The following is a 14095-nucleotide window of genomic DNA, read 5'->3' as shown; positions in this document are numbered from 1 at the left end:
GACGCCCACTCCTTCGCGACGGCATTGCGCTGCGCTCAGGCCGCCGACACGCCCGACGGCCAGTGTTGATCGGCCGCCGCCTCTATGCGGCCGGCGCCGTCGGTCAGCACGGCGCAGACGCTGCCCGTCCTCCGGTCCCAGGCCGCCCAAGGCGCAAGCAGCTGTCGCGGTCGCTTCCACATCGGCCTGAAAGCACCCGTCGATCTAGCCCGGTGACGTCGCGGCAGCCCACCAGCGCCAGCACGCGGTCCAGCTCCTTCGTGAGCAGCGACAGGGCATGTGCCACGCCGTCCTCGCCGGCAGCGGCAAGCCCGTAGAGCGGAACGCGCCCCACCAACACCGCTTTCGCGCCGAGTGCCAGGACCTTCGCGACATCCACGCCATCTCGAATGCCACCATCCAGCATAAGCGGCATCGCGCCGGCGGCCTGCAGGCAAGCCGGTAGCGCCTCCACCGTCGAGACCATGCCGTCGAGCTGCCGACCGCCGTGATTGCTGATGATGGCGCCATCCGCCCCGAGCGCCGCGATGCGCTCCACGTCTTCGGGCGCCGCCAAGCCCTTCACGACCAGGCGGCCAGCGCAGGCGTCGCGCAGGATGGCCAGGTCGTCGAAGGTGAAGGCAGGGTCCTTGCCTTCGTTGATGGCCTTCCGTTCTGCCCTTTCGTCGAGCCCGGTCACATCCAGGCCGATGTTGGGGAACCGTGGCGGCCCGTGGCGCAGCGTGGCCATCAGCCAGGCGGGATGGCGCAGCGCGTCCAGACGCGTGCGAAGCCGCGGCCGACCGGCGGGCGTGAAGTGCCGCGCCTCCCAATGCCGCACCCCGGCGACGGGTGTGTCGACGGTGAGCACGATGCCGACGCAGCCCGCCTTCGTCGCGCGTGCGACCAGGCGCCGCGTAGCCTCCCGATCGCGCAGCGGATAGACCTGCATCCAGACCAGCCCACCTTGTGCGGCCACGTCCTCGACAGGGACGTTGGAGGCGGCACTCAGCACGAAGGGCAGGCCGAGCCGGGCGGCCGCGCGGGCCAGCATGACATCCGCCCCAGGCCGAAGCAGGCCGGCGACGCCGGTGGGCGCTATCATCAGCGGCGCGGCCATCGCCAGGCCGAATAGCCGGGTTGCGAGCGACACCTCACTGACATCGCGGAGCGTGCGCGGCACCAGCGCGATCGCATCCAGCGCGGCCCGATTCCGCGCCAGGGTCAGGCCACGGCCAGCACCGCCTTCAAGGTAGTCCACCACGAAGCGCGGCAGGCGCCGATGCGCGAGGGCACGCATGCCCTCGATGCTGGTCGGAAGCGATGTCACCGCCGATGGGTCAGGTAGGGCGCGTTCACGCAGGTCCTAAGGCGCCCGTGCCGAAGGTAGTCCATGAGGTAGGTCATCGATAGCCGTCGAATGTCGATGATGCTGGAGATGCTATAGAAGGCGGCGTGAGGCGTGAGGATCAGCCGCTCGTCCAGCCATTCCTCACCATCTGCCCAGGCGCGTATCAGCGGATCCTCGCGGTCCAGCGGCTCCTTCTCGAATACGTCGAGGCCTGCCGCACCGAGATGGCCGCTCAGCAGTGCGTCGTGCACCGCCCGGAAGTCCACGATGCCGCCGCGGGCGGTGTTCACCAGCACGGCACCTGCGGGCAGGATCGCGATCGCGCGGGCGTCGATCATCCCGCGTGTCTCCTCGTTCAGCAGGCAATGGATGCTGAGGAGGTCGCTGCGCTTGAGCAGCTCGGGCAGCGTCTCAAGTCGCTCCCACCCGTAGGAAAGGTGATGGCCGGAGGGCAGGTGCGGGTCGTAGTAGCCGACCTTCATCCCGAAGGCCTGGAAGCGCAGGGCGGCGGCGGTGCCGATGCGGCCCATGCCGACGATGCCGACACGCTGCGTGCCGAGCCGCTTCACGGTCTTCAGCATCCGCGCGTCCCAGCTGTCGTTGGATCGTCGCAGCCGCCGGTCATAGGCCTGCACGCCGCGCAGCAGTGACAGCGCCAGCGCGACAGCGTGGTCCGCGACTTCTGTCGTGCCGTAGTCCGGCGTGTTAATCACCGGAATTCCGGCCTCGCCTGCCGCCTTCAGGTCCACATGGCCGTAGCCCACGCCGCCCTGGGCGATGCAGCGGCAGCGATCCAGCCTGGCGATCACCTCAGCCGGCAGGACATGCGCGCTGCGGCAGTTCAGCACGGCGTCCACGCCGGCATAGTCACGCGGATTGGGCAGCGTGCCGTTAACGGAGCGGCGGAAGACCAACTCCGCATCCGGGCCGGCGGCTTCGCGCTCGACGTCGGGCTCGGTCTCGAAGAGCGGGTCGATGACAAGGATCTTCATCGCCAACCCTTGCGCCAGGCCTCGATCATCGCCTCGGCGTCGAAGCCGGGGGCACGCGTTGTCGCGATGATCCGTTTCTCCTGCGTGAGCACCGTCTCGATCACGGCGGGCAGCGCGGCGACATGCTCGGCGGGGATGGTCATGGCGCCATGGCGATCGGCATGGATCAGGTCGCCGGGCCTCACGCGCAGGCCGAAGACCTCGACCTCACCGCCGATGTCACGAAGCTGCGTGAAGCCGTTGCCGAGGCAGATGCTGCCTGCGAGGATCGGGAACCCGTGCAGGGCATCGAGATCGCGCATCGCACCGTCGGTGACGACGCCTGCGCAACCCAGCCCTTGATGGATTGCCGCGTTGACCTCACCCCAGATCGAGCCAAGGCCGCGGCGCTCGCCGATGTCCTGCATCACCACGATGCGTGGCGCCGGCGCAGCGCCGACCATGCGGTAGTAGGCGAAGCGGATCGCGTCCTTCTCCTCGGCGCTCATGGCCACCGGCGCGTCGGATGTCATGCGCGCCGTCGCGGCATAGCCCACCATGCGCATCGCTGAATCGCTCGCCGCGATGGGACCGATGGTCAGCCCCTGCGTCGAATGGCCGCGCAGTCTCGTCAGCGCGTTCCACACCGTCGGCGTGTCGTGCTGCCGTAGGGTTGCGATGACAGGATTGATCTCTGGCATGTCGGTCAGTTCAGTGTGATGTTCCCGCGTGCGACGGCCTGCCGCCAGCGCGCGGCATCGTCGGCCAGTGTCGCGCCGAAGGCCTGCGGCCCGTCGCCCACCGGCACCAGGCCGAGCGGCGCCAGGCGCTCCTGCAGGTCCGTCTGGGACAACACCTTCCGCGAGGCCTCGTCGAGGCGCGCGATTGTCGCCTCCGGCGTGCCGGCGCGGGTGACGAGGCCGATCCAGACCCGGACATCCATCCCCTCTATCCCCAGTTCAGCCGTGCTGGGCACGTTCGGCAATTCCGCCGCGCGGCGCGCCCCGGCCGTCCCGACAGGACGAAGCTCACCGCGATCGAGCTGCGGTTTCACCGACGCGATGGAGCTTAGCGTCATGTCGACGCGGCCCGCGATCATATCTGCCATTGCCTGCGCGGTGCCGCGATAGGGCACGTGCTCGAACCGCGCACCGGTCTGCTGGTTCAGCAGTTCCATCATGAGGTGCGTGACGGAGCCGATGCCGGGCGAGGCATAGGTGATCTTGCCGGGGTTGGCCCTGGCCTCCGCCACCAGCTCGCGCAGCGTAGGCTGGCGCAGTGTCGGGCCGACCACGAAGACGTAAGGCGTGTCTACGAGATGCGTGACCGGCACGAGGTCGCGCATTGGATCGAAGGTCAGGTTAGACGCCAGCGCGGCCGCAATCGTGACCTGACCACCCGAGGCCACGAGAAGGCTGAGCCCATTCGGCGGGGATTGAGCGACGTTCTCCGCCGCGATGAGGCCGGCGGCGCCGGTGCGGTTCTCGACTATCACGTCCTGTCGGAGCTGTTCCGCCAGGCGCGGTGCCATCAGACGGGCGAGCACATCAACCGATCCGCCGGGCGCGAAGGGCACGACGAGTCGGATAGGGCCTGCGGCTGGGGGCATCTGCGCGAGGGCCGGCGACGGAAGTGCGGTGCTCACCGCCAGGAGCAACGCTCTGCGCGACGTGTGCATGGGCCTGACTTCCCCTGGCTTTCGACGGATTGGCACGGCGCCTCCGTCGAACGCCCATCATCGGCGTGTCATGCGCGAAGTGCCAATATCTCACGTCTAGACGTCGCACCCGGTGCTGGCCTCAAGCGTCCGCCCGGGGCAGTGGGGTCGCGCTGTGTCAGCGAAGCCTGACATCGACCCTAGCTGTCCAGCGTCAGCCCAAGCTCCCGGATAAGCGGCGCCCAGATCTGCGTCTCCGTCGCGATCAGCTCTCGCATCTGCTCGCTCGTTCCCGGGAAGGGCTCGAGGCTGACCGAGCGGAGCCGCTGGGCGATCTCGGGGTCGCGCAGCGCGCGGTCGAGCTCGACCTGCAAGCGCGACACGATCGCATCCGGCGTGCCCGTCGGGACGACCACACCTTGCCAGGAATAGACGTCAGCGCCGGTGATGCCCTGCTCGGCCAGCGTCGGGACATCGGGCAGCAGCGCCAGACGCTGCGGCGAGGGAACGGCGATCGCGCGCACGCGGCCGCCCTGGATGGCCGGCGCCGCGGAGGCGTAGTCGCTGACGCTGGCCTGCACCACGCCCGCGATCAGGTCGGTCACCGCCGGCGCCCCGCCGCGATAGGCGACCTGCGACACCTGGATGCCGGTCGCCCGGATCAGCCGCTCGGTGCCCAGGTGATTCGGCGTGCCCGTGCCGGCATGGGCGAAGTTCAGCGCGTTGGGCCTGGCCTTGACCAGCGCGATCAGCTCCGCCGCGGTGCGCACCGGCAGGTCCACGTTCACCAGAATCACGTAGGGGAAGCGCGCGATGGGTGCGACGGGGCGGAAATCGCGGATCGGGTCGTAGGACAGGCGCCGCGCCATCGCCGGCGTGATCACCAGAGCCGTGAGATCGGCCGAGAGCAGCGTGTAGCCGTCAGGCGCCGACCGAGCGGCCATCTCGCTGGCCGGGATTGTCGCGCCGCCGCCGCGATTCTCCACCACGATGGTCTGACCGATCGCGGTCCCCACGGCTGCAGCAAGGGTGCGCCCGAGGAAGTCCGAGCCGCCGCCGGCCGCATAGGGCACAATCCAGCGCAGCGATCGCGACGGCCAGGGCGCCTGTGCCCGTGCCGCGCCAGGCACGACGGCGCCCGCGGCGAGCGCGCCCAGCATGCGTCGAGTGATGTCGGTCATGGTGTCCTCCCTGTTCCGGTCATCAGTGCGTGGCCATGGCGCCGACGCGCGTGGCAGATTGCATGGGTCGAGCGGAGAAGCTGTGGATGCGGCGGTTCGAAGGACGCATCGTGGTGGTCACGGGCGCGGCGGGCGCGATCGGGCGCGCGATCAGCGGACGGCTCGCCGCAGAAGGCGGAACGGTCATCGGCTGCGATCGCAAGGTCGACGAGGGGTGCGAGATCGCCCTCGACGTCACGCAGGAGGCGACCTGGGCCGACTTGGCGGCGCAACTGGAGGTCCGCCATGCGCGGCTCGATGCGCTGGTGAACTGCGCGGGCGTGCTGCTGACCGGCAGCGTGGAGCAGACCGTGCCCGCCGACTGGCAGCGGCTGATCGACGTGAACCTGACGGGCGCCTTCCTGGGCTGCCGCGCGATGCTCCCGCTGCTGCGGCGTGGTCGCGGGCCGAACATCGTGAACATCGCGTCGGTCGTCGGCCTGCGCGGCAATGCCGGCATGGCCGGCTATGCCGCAAGCAAGGGCGGCGTCGTCGCCATGACCCACGCAATGGCCCTCGATCACGCGGCGGAAGGCATTCGCGTCAATGCGGTCTGCCCGGGCACGATCGAGGGGCCAATGGCCGATGGCTTCCTCGCCGGCCATCCCGATGCCGATCGGCTCCGCGCCGCCTCCGTCGCGCGCCATCCGATGGGTCGCTACGGCAGGCCGGAGGAGGTCGCCGCCGCGGTCGCCTTCCTCGCCAGCGGCGACGCGTCCTTCGTCACCGGGATCGCTCTGCCGGTGGATGGCGGGCGCAGCACGCGGTAGGAGGCGACGCATCAGCTTGCCCGCAACACCTTGAGGAGGCGCCGCTCCACCTCGTCCATGTGGCGCACGACCAGGCGCTCCGCGGCCTTCGCGTCGCCCTTGCGATAGGCGGCCAGGATGCCGGCATGCTCGCCGCTGCGGACATAAGGTGTCTCTCGCACGGCCAGCATCGCGCAGTAGCGGATCACGTTCGCCCAGAGCGACTGGATGAAGTCCAGCAGGCGTGGCTGTCCGGCAGCTTCGTAAAGCGCGGCGTGGAAACGCCAGTTCAACCGCATCCAGGCGAGGTGGTCGTCGGTGCGCCGGAGATCGCGCATCGCGGCCTCGGCAGCGGCGAAGTGAGCCGATCCGGCGCGCCCGACCGAGGCCGCGATTGCCTGCGGCTCCAGCGTCCGCCGCAGGTGCCAGATCTCGCGCGCATCCTCGACCGAGACGGGCGCGACGAAGTAGCCGCGCCGCGCCGCGAGGACGACGAAGCCCTCGCTTTCCAGGGTCTTCAACGCCTCCCGGACCGGGATGTGGCTGACGCCGAGTTCGTCGGCGATGGGCTGCTGCTTGATCTGCGCCCCAGCGGGATAGCGCCCGGCCAGGATGGCGTCGCGCAGCACGCGCCCGACCTCGAAGGCGGCGCTGCCGAAGGCGGCGGGCGCAGCGGCATTGGCGGCGCGGAGCGGCTCGAGATCCATGCGGAAGCGGACCCTCGGGACGTGTTGACCCTAGAATCCTATAAGATATAGCCTGCTGTCAAACGCCCTGGAGGACGCCCGATGAGCCCCGCCGAACGCCGCGCCATCGAAGCCGACTGTGCCCGGCTGCCCAACGCCTACGCCGTCTTCATCGACTTCCGGCGCTTCGACGAGCTCTGCGACCTCTTCGCCGAAGATGCGGTCCTGAACCTCGATGGCTGGCCGCTGGAGGGGCGGGAGGCGATCCGGACCTACATGCACAGCCGCCCGAAGACGCGCACCACGCGCCATGCCGTCTCCAACATCTTGATCGAGGTGGAGGACGCGACTCTCGCCATCGGCACGACCTACGTCACGAGCTATCGCTTCGACGCCAAGGACGAGACGCCGCGCACCCGCATCCCCTTCGACGGCCCCTTCTTCATGGGCAACTACCACGACGAGTATGTCTGCCAGGACGGCGTCTGGCGCTTCGCGAAGCGGAAGATTGACGCGGTCTTCATGCGGCCCGCGGCCTACGACGTCTGGAGCGAGATCCTGCGCTGACGTCATGGACCGCCCGCTTCCCGATGCCTGCGACGTGCTGGTCGTCGGTGCCGGCGCGGGCGGGATGGCGGCCGCCTTCACCGCTGCCGTCGGTGGCCTCGATGTCTGCCTGATCGAGAAGGAGCCTGTCGTTGGCGGCTCCACGGCGCTGTCCGGCGGGGTGATCTGGGCGCCGGGCAATTCCATCTTCGCCGGCAAGCGCGAGGCCGATCCGGCCGGCAGCGCGCTGACCTATCTCCGTGCCGAGGCCGGAAACCGGCTGGACGAGGCGCTCGCCGCGCGGTTCCTGGCAGAAGCGCCACGCGCGATCGATTTCCTTGTCGCGCAGGCCGGGCTGCGGCTCGTCGCGCCAGTCTATCCCGACTACCACCCCGACAAGGCCGGCTGGTCCGCGGGCGGCCGCGCGGTGCGGCCGGCGCCCTTCGACGGTCGCCGGCTCGGCAACGATCTCGCTTTGCTCCGCCAGCCGCTGCCGAGCATGACGCTGCTCGGCGGCATGATGGTCAGCGCCGAGGACATCGTCCCGCTGTCGCAGGCCACGCGCTCGCCCGGTGCGGCGCTGGTGGCGGCGCGCCTTGTGGGCCGCTATGCCGCTGACCGCCTGCGGCACGGGCGCGCCACCCGGCTGACTAACGGCAACGCGCTCGTGGGTGCCCTGCTGCATGCGGTGCTGACGCGCGGCGTCCGGCCGCATACCGGCACCACGCTGCGGGAGATCCTACTGGAAGGTGGGCGCGTCATGGGCGCGGTGGTGGCGCGCGACGGCGCGACGCATCGCGTCCGAACGCGGCGGGGTGTCGTGCTCGCGACCGGCGGCGTTCCGCACGATGAGGCACTGCGCGCGGATCTCGGCTTGGCAGGCGCCGGCCCGTCGCTCGCGCCGGCCGGCTCGACCGGCGACGGCGTGCGGGCGGCCCGCCTGGTGGGGGGAGCGTTCCGTGGCGCGGTTGCTTCGCCCGTCGCCTGGGTGCCCGTGTCCGACGTGCCGTCGCCAGGTGGCGGCACGACGCCGCACCCGCACTTCTTCGATCGCAGCAAGCCTGGCTTCATCATCGTCGACCGAAGCGGCCGGCGCTTCGCCAGCGAGGCGCTTTCGTATCACGACCTGGGGCCGCTGATCGCGCAGCGCGCCGGCGGTGAGGCCTTCCTGATCGGCGACGCGCCGGCGGTGCGGCGGCATGGCATCGGGGCGGCACGCCCCTGGCCGGCGCCGAACGGCGGGCTGCTTCGCGCGGGCTACCTCGTGCGGGAAGCGACGCCCCAGGCGCTGGCGCAGCGCCTCGGCATCGATCCCGACGGCTTCGCCGGCACGCTGGCAGAATGGAACCGGCATGCGCCAAGCGGTGAGGACCCGGCCTTCGGGAAGGGCAGCGATGCCTACCAGCGTCACATCGGCGAGACCGGCCATCACCCGAACCCCTGCGTGGCGCCGGTCGCCGGGCCGCCTTTCTTCGCGATCAGGCTGCGCGCCGGCGACATCGGCACCTTCGTCGGGCTTCGCACGAACCACGACGCGCAGGTGCTGCGCGCGGATGGAACGCCGATCGAGGGCCTGCATGCCGTCGGCAACGACATGGCAAGCGTGATGGGCGGCACCTATCCGGGGCCGGGCATTACGCTCGGCCCGGCGCTGACCTTCGGGGTGCTTGCCGGCGAGTTTCTCGCGGCGAGCCCACGCTCCGGCGGCTGGTAGGATTCGACGAAAAGGATGCGTGCGACCCGGTCGCCCTGATCAAGAATTCGACCGCAGCTCCGAGCCTTCACAACCCGCCGACGACCGCATCGAAGTGCTTTCAGGCGGGACGAGTTGGTCGCGCTCGTCGGCGCCGACGCTCGCCTGCACCGCATCGGCCTACGCCCCGAATTGTGGTGCGCCACCTGCAGCGAGCCGCCGCTGGACGGGCAGATCGTCGTCGTGGAGGACCGGCGCGAATAGGTGCCAGATGGACTACGGCGACGCCTGGCGGATGCGGTCCATGTGCAGCTTCGTCGATTGTCGATTAATGCAGGCTGTGGACGCCGGCCTCCGCGGCGCGGGCAGCCTGTCGCGCGGCAGCATCGCGGGCGTGGATTTTCTGCCGATTGCGCGCCTCGTCCTCCGCCCGCCGCGCTGAGCCGCCGAACAGCGCCAGGAGCCATCGTAGGATGGCGGTCATCGCCGCACCTCCCTTGCACTCGCGCGCATCATCCCGCGCGGGACGGGTGGAAGCCAGGGCGATCTGCGGGCAGCAGGCCAGGGGCGCGCACCGCTGCCTGCCACGGGATCAAATCGACGCCTGGCGGATGCGGTCGAGGTGCAGCTCGCCCTTCGCACCCCAGCCCTTCGCGCCCTCCGGTACCTGCGGCCTGAACGCCTCGTAGAGCTTGAAGCTGACGCGGTTCAGCTCGTCCGGCGGCAGCGTCTTCGCCAGCTTCTCCATCGCCTGCCGCGCCTCCTGCAGGCGATCGCCGAACGCGCGGGCGACGTAGGCCCTCACCGGCGCCGCTGGGGCGGGCTTGCCGTCGCTGCCGGCCGCCAGGATGACGCCATCAGCGTCGGCGACCAGGCGGATGTCCTTCCCGAGCAGGCGCACGACCTGCTCGACGGGCGCGCCCTCGCGCTTCTCGCGCGACGTCTTCTCGCGCTGCTCGGCGATACCCAGGCGTCGGGCCTTTGCCTGGGCCGCGGTGCCGGCGACGATGCTGGCCAGGCTCGAGGCGGTGTCGGGCGGGTGGCCGAGCTGCTCGGCGACCACAGCCGCCCAGAGGGTCAGCACCGGCGCGCGATTGACGCGGATAGCGGTTGCGGAAGTCATGACGAGCAGCCTAGCCGGACCGCGCGCCGGTCTTCGTGAGGCGGCGCCATCCGGCAGCTCCGCCAGGGGCGGCCATCTAGCGTGACGGCCGGACGGCCCCCCCGCGCGCCATCGAAACGCGGGGGTGGGGCGCCTGATGATACAGGCCCCCCCGGAAATTCGTTGCGGGTCCCATTCCCAACCTCATCAGCCCGTCGGGTATGGTTGTGATTGACCGTCGCCGTAGAGAACTTGATTTTGGCGGCCAATAGTGGGCCGAGTAGGCGGTGGCAGGCGGCTCGTCCGCCCTGGGGGCCCCATGAACTTTCAGCGCGGGTCGCCGCGGGGGCAAGCGCGCGCAGATATCACGCGCGACGTGTTGGTGCGCGGGAAGGCGCCCAGGCGTTTCGGTGTCCTGGTCATTGCCGCGCTCGCGCTTCCCTTGCTGATCCTGCTCGTCGTCGCCTGGCTGGCCTGGCGCGACACCTGGAGGGCGGCGGAACGCGAACTCGCGCGCGGCGCCGACGCGGCTGCAGAATACGCGCTGCGCGTCCTCGACACGCATCGGCTGGCAGGCGATGTCACCAACTTCCTCCTGGCCGGCTTGTCAGACGACCAGATCCGGGAGCGGGAGGGCGACCTGCACGCGCAAGTGCGCGGACTGCTGCGGTCGCTTCCTGGTGTGGTGACGCTCTTCGTCGTGGACCGCAACGCCGAGGGTCTGGTCACGGGCGGAGTGTACCCGGTGCCGCGTGGGGTGCGCGTGCCAGACCGAGAATGGATGGTCGCCTTGCAGACATCCGGCGGACCCGACCTTCACATCAGCGCCGTCACCACTGGGCGCATTGGCAGCAGCCCCGTCTTCTTCGCCGTCAGTCGTCGCCGCACCGACACCGGGAACGGACTGCCGGCCGGGAGCTTCGACGGCGTGATCAGCGTCGGGGTCGATCCGCATCGGCTGTCCGAGGGCTTGGCGACGATCAGCGGCGAGCCGGGCGACGTGGCGTCTCTCGTCCGCGCGGACGGCGCTCTGCTGGCCCGCAGCAGCGGCTTTCCCACACCGCCGCCCGACATACCCGCCGGCAGCCCGCTCCGTGACGCCGCCAGGCAGGGCGCGGTGCGCGGGGGGTATATCGGCCGACCGCTCAGTCTGCCGACCGAAGCGCCTGGGGATGCGCGCCTCATCGCCTTTCGACGCGTCGGCGAGTTGCCGCTCTACGCGACGATGGGGCGACCGACCCCTCGGGTGGTCGCCCGATGGCGCGAGACAGTGCTGCTGCAGTTCGCCGTGGGCCTGCCGGCCTGGGCCGGGTTGGTCGTCTTCGCCCTGCTGCTGCAGCGCAAGCAGCGCGCCCTTGCCTCGATGAACGCCGGCCTCGAGCTGCGGGTGGAGGAACGGACGGCGGAGCTGCGCGACCATCAGGCCCAGCTCCTCCTGGCGCAGCGCGCTGCCCGCGCCGGCAGCTGGGCGATGGACCCCAACACAGGCGACGTGATTTGGTCCGACGAGCAGTTCGCCCTGTTCGGCTTGGACCCTACGGAGGGCGGGCGCATGAGCTACGGCCGCTTCTTCAACGAGATCGTCTACCCCGAAGACAGGCCGGTGGTGGCCGCCGCCGCCGAGATGTCCGCAAAGACCGGCGAGTTCGACGCCGACTTCCGCGTCTGGCGGCGCAGGCCGGACGGCACGCGCGAGGTGCGCTGGATGACCGCCCGCGCCCGCCGGTTCCTGGGACCTGACGGCGCGCCGGGACGCATCTACGGGGTGAACGTGGACATCACGGAGCGCAAGGCTGCCGAAGAGCGCCAGACGCTGCTGATGCGCGAGGTGAACCACCGCGCCAAGAACGCGCTGGCCGTTGTGCAGGCTGCGCTGCGGCTCACCCGCAAGGATGACGTGGAAGGCTACGCGCAGGCGATCGAGGGCCGCGTCGGCGCGATCGCGCGGGCGCATACGATCCTCGCTGCCGGCCAGTGGGAGAGCGCGGCGATGCGCGACGTTGTGCAGGCCGAGCTGGCGGCCTTCCAGCCGGGCAGCGCCGGCACCATCGAGGGGGCACGCCCGGAACAGCGCGTCGTGGTGGACGGGCCCGACATCGCGCTGGCCCCTGACGCCGTGCAGGCGATGTCCATGGTGCTGCATGAGCTGGCGACCAACGCGACGAAGTATGGCGCGCTGTCGGTGCTGGCGGGGCGGGTGTGGGTCACGTGGTGGGTGGACAGCAGGAGCGGCAAGCTGACGGTCATCTGGCGCGAGCGTGATGGGCCGCGCGTGGACGGCACGCCGGCACGGCGCGGCTTCGGCTCTCGGGTGGTCGAGGCGACGGTAGAGAAACAGCTTGGCGGCCGCGTGGCGCGCGTATGGGAGGAAGGAGGGCTGGTCTGCGTCATGACCGTGCCGCTCGCGCGCGCCGCGGCAGCGACCGGAGCAACGGCGGCCTGAGAAGCGTCCCAACCCCTGGTCGGGGGAGACGGGGGATGGTTTTGTATTTAAGCGAGGACGACAGGGCGAAGCTGGTGCTGATAGTGACATCAGCATCCAAGGCCAACTGACGTGCCCATGCTGGCGAGGTTCGGTTGCCAGTCGCGAGGGCCGATCGCCGCATGGACGTCCTACTGGTCGAAGACGATCCGCTCGTTCTCGAAATGCTGCTGGAAGCCCTGACGGATGCGGGCTTTCGGGTGCTGCCCGTCGGCACCGCCGAGGAGGGGCTCCATGCCCTAGACCGGCAGGGACAGCCGCTGCCCGCGGCGGTCGTGGCGGATGTGAACCTCGGACCCGGCCTGGACGGCGTCGCGCTCGCGGAAGAGGTGCGCCGCCGCTGGCCGGATGTGGGGGTGGTCGTCATGACGGGCGACGAGCGCAGCGTCGATGGCCTGCCCGACGCACTTCGCGAGAACTGCCTGGTGAAGCCGTTCGAGCCCGAGCAACTCGTAGCCGCCGTGAAAACGCGGATGGGGCGGTAGTCTACGCTTCCGCGCCGGCGTGCGATCCGGTCGGCGAACCATCCGAGGGCAAGCGCACCGGGCTCGCCCTGCCACCTCATGCCGCGATCACTAGAACGCGAGACGGGTATTGACGTGTCGATTGGCGCCCACGGGGCAACGAACGTGGGGCGACGGGCCGACTTCTGTTGCTGTTCGCAACGCGGCCAGCCTCACGGCCGGGATCGAGGAGGCGTTCGGCCGCATGGACGTTCTGCTGGTGGAGGACGAACCGCTCGTCCGCGAAGTGTTGCATCAAGAGATGGCCGACGCCGGGCTCGACGTCGTGCCCGTCGGCAGCGCCGAGGAAGGGCTTGATGCTGTCGAGCAGCAAGGACCTCCCCTGGTCATCGTCACCGATGTGAACCTCGGCTACGGCATGGACGGCGTGGCGCTGGCGGAGGAGGCCCGCCGGCGCTGGCCGGGCGTCGTGTTAATGGTGATGACGGGTGATGATCGGAACGTCGCGCGCCCGCTCGGCGGCCGGTGTGACTACTGCTTTCTCAAGCCGTTTAACGCGCAAGACCTTCTGGCGGCTGTCAACGATCGGTGCCGGTTGGATGCTTAGTCCTCGCTGCCTTTGAGCCTCGGCGCCCGCCAGTAATCCGCGGCGGCGCGCCGGCGCTGATGCCCGGCATCCTTGAGCTAGACTCCATCGCGTCGCTGCTCGCGCACTGGAAGGCCGGCGAGACAGTGCTGGACCGCGTGGCCTCCTCCGCCGCCGGGCTGGATGCGACAAAGCCGATCAAGCGATGCGCCGACGTGCCGCTGACCGACCGCGCGTTCTACGAAAGCTTCCGCGTCCGTGTGGACCGGCGCGTGGTGCCGGAGATGTGGAGGGCCTACCGCTTCCAGGCGGCGAGCTTCGAGGCCCCACGCATCGGGTGCTACGACAGCGGGTGACGTCCCCGCCGAGTCGGCGGCGGACGCTCTGCCTCGCTTCGATCAACCAACAGTTAGGGTCGGAACGAAGCTGGGCGACATGCGTATCATATCGAGGGCGGACGAAGGCGCCTGCCCCGCTGCCGCCTCTGCGTCTTGGATGCGCCCAGTTGAGCCTTGCCTGTCGGCGCGCTCCGACGGGCGTTCTTTTGACTGGTGGAACAGCCCGGCGCGCGCGGCGTTGCACTGCGTTTACTGGGGAGGTTGCCGTTCA

Annotated in this window: 16 protein-coding genes; 9 read left to right on the top strand and 7 right to left on the bottom strand. The window is 70.1% G+C overall.

Going from position 1 to position 14095, the window contains the following annotated elements; all coding sequences use genetic code 11:
• Positions 1 to 103 precede the first annotated feature (103 nt).
• The 5 genes from ACLF3M_RS29250 to ACLF3M_RS29230 all read right to left on the bottom strand — a co-directional run bounded on the left by ACLF3M_RS29250 (position 104) and on the right by ACLF3M_RS29230 (position 5139).
• Positions 104 to 1279 (bottom strand): alpha-hydroxy acid oxidase, encoded by a 1176-nt coding sequence (locus tag ACLF3M_RS29250; protein WP_430660542.1) that lies wholly within the window; start codon positions 1277 to 1279, stop codon positions 104 to 106.
• Positions 1280 to 1305: 26 nt separating this feature from the next.
• Complete coding sequence (locus ACLF3M_RS29245; RefSeq protein WP_430660541.1) at positions 1306 to 2322, bottom strand: C-terminal binding protein; 1017 nt, start codon at positions 2320 to 2322, stop codon at positions 1306 to 1308.
• On the bottom strand, positions 2319 to 3002 hold the full coding sequence (locus tag ACLF3M_RS29240; protein WP_430660540.1) for an RraA family protein: 684 nt from the start codon (positions 3000 to 3002) through the stop codon (positions 2319 to 2321). Before ACLF3M_RS29240 ends, ACLF3M_RS29245 begins: the two co-directional genes overlap by 4 nt.
• Positions 3003 to 3007: 5 nt before the next feature.
• Complete coding sequence (locus tag ACLF3M_RS29235; protein ID WP_430660539.1) at positions 3008 to 3877, bottom strand: Bug family tripartite tricarboxylate transporter substrate binding protein; 870 nt, start codon at positions 3875 to 3877, stop codon at positions 3008 to 3010.
• Between the two features lie 281 nt (positions 3878 to 4158).
• Positions 4159 to 5139, bottom strand: coding sequence for a Bug family tripartite tricarboxylate transporter substrate binding protein (locus tag ACLF3M_RS29230; protein WP_430660538.1), 981 nt, complete (start codon positions 5137 to 5139; stop codon positions 4159 to 4161).
• A gap of 86 nt (positions 5140 to 5225) precedes the next feature.
• On the opposite strand from ACLF3M_RS29230, the gene ACLF3M_RS29225 reads away from it, so the two are divergent.
• Entirely contained in the window at positions 5226 to 5948 is a 723-nt protein-coding gene (locus tag ACLF3M_RS29225; RefSeq protein ID WP_430660537.1) for an SDR family NAD(P)-dependent oxidoreductase, read from the top strand.
• A gap of 11 nt (positions 5949 to 5959) precedes the next feature.
• Here the strand turns inward: ACLF3M_RS29225 and ACLF3M_RS29220 are convergent, their stop codons facing one another.
• The gene (locus tag ACLF3M_RS29220) at positions 5960 to 6634 is read right to left on the bottom strand and encodes a GntR family transcriptional regulator (RefSeq protein WP_430660536.1); all 675 of its coding nucleotides are present in this window, start codon (positions 6632 to 6634) and stop codon (positions 5960 to 5962) included.
• A gap of 81 nt (positions 6635 to 6715) precedes the next feature.
• Between ACLF3M_RS29220 and ACLF3M_RS29215 the strand changes: the two genes are divergently transcribed.
• The 4 genes from ACLF3M_RS29215 (at position 6716) to ACLF3M_RS29200 (ending at position 9294) form a co-directional block, all read left to right on the top strand.
• Positions 6716 to 7180, top strand: coding sequence for a nuclear transport factor 2 family protein (locus ACLF3M_RS29215; RefSeq protein WP_430660535.1), 465 nt, complete (start codon positions 6716 to 6718; stop codon positions 7178 to 7180).
• Between the two features lie 4 nt (positions 7181 to 7184).
• A complete protein-coding gene (locus tag ACLF3M_RS29210) occupies positions 7185 to 8873 on the top strand; it encodes an FAD-dependent oxidoreductase (protein ID WP_430660534.1) in 1689 nt (562 codons plus the stop codon).
• Between the two features lie 114 nt (positions 8874 to 8987).
• Entirely contained in the window at positions 8988 to 9116 is a 129-nt protein-coding gene (locus tag ACLF3M_RS29205; RefSeq protein WP_430660533.1) for a hypothetical protein, read from the top strand.
• A 7-nt stretch (positions 9117 to 9123) separates the two neighbouring features.
• Entirely contained in the window at positions 9124 to 9294 is a 171-nt protein-coding gene (locus ACLF3M_RS29200; RefSeq protein WP_430660532.1) for a hypothetical protein, read from the top strand.
• Positions 9295 to 9444: 150 nt separating this feature from the next.
• Here the strand turns inward: ACLF3M_RS29200 and ACLF3M_RS29195 are convergent, their stop codons facing one another.
• Positions 9445 to 9975, bottom strand: coding sequence for a hypothetical protein (locus ACLF3M_RS29195; RefSeq protein ID WP_430660531.1), 531 nt, complete (start codon positions 9973 to 9975; stop codon positions 9445 to 9447).
• 361 nt (positions 9976 to 10336) lie between these two features.
• Between ACLF3M_RS29195 and ACLF3M_RS29190 the strand changes: the two genes are divergently transcribed.
• The 4 genes from ACLF3M_RS29190 to ACLF3M_RS29175 all read left to right on the top strand — a co-directional run bounded on the left by ACLF3M_RS29190 (position 10337) and on the right by ACLF3M_RS29175 (position 13842).
• On the top strand, positions 10337 to 12397 hold the full coding sequence (locus tag ACLF3M_RS29190; protein WP_430660530.1) for an HWE histidine kinase domain-containing protein: 2061 nt from the start codon (positions 10337 to 10339) through the stop codon (positions 12395 to 12397).
• 161 nt (positions 12398 to 12558) lie between these two features.
• A complete protein-coding gene (locus ACLF3M_RS29185) occupies positions 12559 to 12921 on the top strand; it encodes a response regulator (RefSeq protein ID WP_430660529.1) in 363 nt (120 codons plus the stop codon).
• A gap of 223 nt (positions 12922 to 13144) precedes the next feature.
• The gene (locus tag ACLF3M_RS29180) at positions 13145 to 13507 is read left to right on the top strand and encodes a response regulator (RefSeq protein WP_430660528.1); all 363 of its coding nucleotides are present in this window, start codon (positions 13145 to 13147) and stop codon (positions 13505 to 13507) included.
• A 59-nt stretch (positions 13508 to 13566) separates the two neighbouring features.
• A complete protein-coding gene (locus ACLF3M_RS29175; RefSeq protein ID WP_430660527.1) occupies positions 13567 to 13842 on the top strand; it encodes a hypothetical protein in 276 nt (91 codons plus the stop codon).
• Positions 13843 to 14095 lie beyond the last annotated feature (253 nt).

Origin of the sequence: Falsiroseomonas sp. HW251, from assembly GCF_050563545.1 — a bacterium.
Lineage (GTDB): Bacteria > Pseudomonadota > Alphaproteobacteria > Acetobacterales > Acetobacteraceae > Falsiroseomonas.
This window is presented reverse-complemented; position numbering and strand designations above follow the sequence as displayed.

Coding starts and splice junctions, on each gene's coding strand:
- ACLF3M_RS29250 (WP_430660542.1), bottom strand. CDS start 1,279: ATGCGTGCCCTCGCGCATCGGCGCCTGCCGCGCTTCGTGGTGGACTAC.
- ACLF3M_RS29245 (WP_430660541.1), bottom strand. CDS start 2,322: ATGAAGATCCTTGTCATCGACCCGCTCTTCGAGACCGAGCCCGACGTC.
- ACLF3M_RS29240 (WP_430660540.1), bottom strand. CDS start 3,002: ATGCCAGAGATCAATCCTGTCATCGCAACCCTACGGCAGCACGACACG.
- ACLF3M_RS29230 (WP_430660538.1), bottom strand. CDS start 5,139: ATGACCGACATCACTCGACGCATGCTGGGCGCGCTCGCCGCGGGCGCC.
- ACLF3M_RS29225 (WP_430660537.1), top strand. CDS start 5,226: ATGCGGCGGTTCGAAGGACGCATCGTGGTGGTCACGGGCGCGGCGGGC.
- ACLF3M_RS29220 (WP_430660536.1), bottom strand. CDS start 6,634: ATGGATCTCGAGCCGCTCCGCGCCGCCAATGCCGCTGCGCCCGCCGCC.
- ACLF3M_RS29215 (WP_430660535.1), top strand. CDS start 6,716: ATGAGCCCCGCCGAACGCCGCGCCATCGAAGCCGACTGTGCCCGGCTG.
- ACLF3M_RS29210 (WP_430660534.1), top strand. CDS start 7,185: ATGGACCGCCCGCTTCCCGATGCCTGCGACGTGCTGGTCGTCGGTGCC.
- ACLF3M_RS29200 (WP_430660532.1), top strand. CDS start 9,124: ATGGACTACGGCGACGCCTGGCGGATGCGGTCCATGTGCAGCTTCGTC.
- ACLF3M_RS29195 (WP_430660531.1), bottom strand. CDS start 9,975: ATGACTTCCGCAACCGCTATCCGCGTCAATCGCGCGCCGGTGCTGACC.
- ACLF3M_RS29185 (WP_430660529.1), top strand. CDS start 12,559: ATGGACGTCCTACTGGTCGAAGACGATCCGCTCGTTCTCGAAATGCTG.
- ACLF3M_RS29180 (WP_430660528.1), top strand. CDS start 13,145: ATGGACGTTCTGCTGGTGGAGGACGAACCGCTCGTCCGCGAAGTGTTG.
- ACLF3M_RS29175 (WP_430660527.1), top strand. CDS start 13,567: ATGCCCGGCATCCTTGAGCTAGACTCCATCGCGTCGCTGCTCGCGCAC.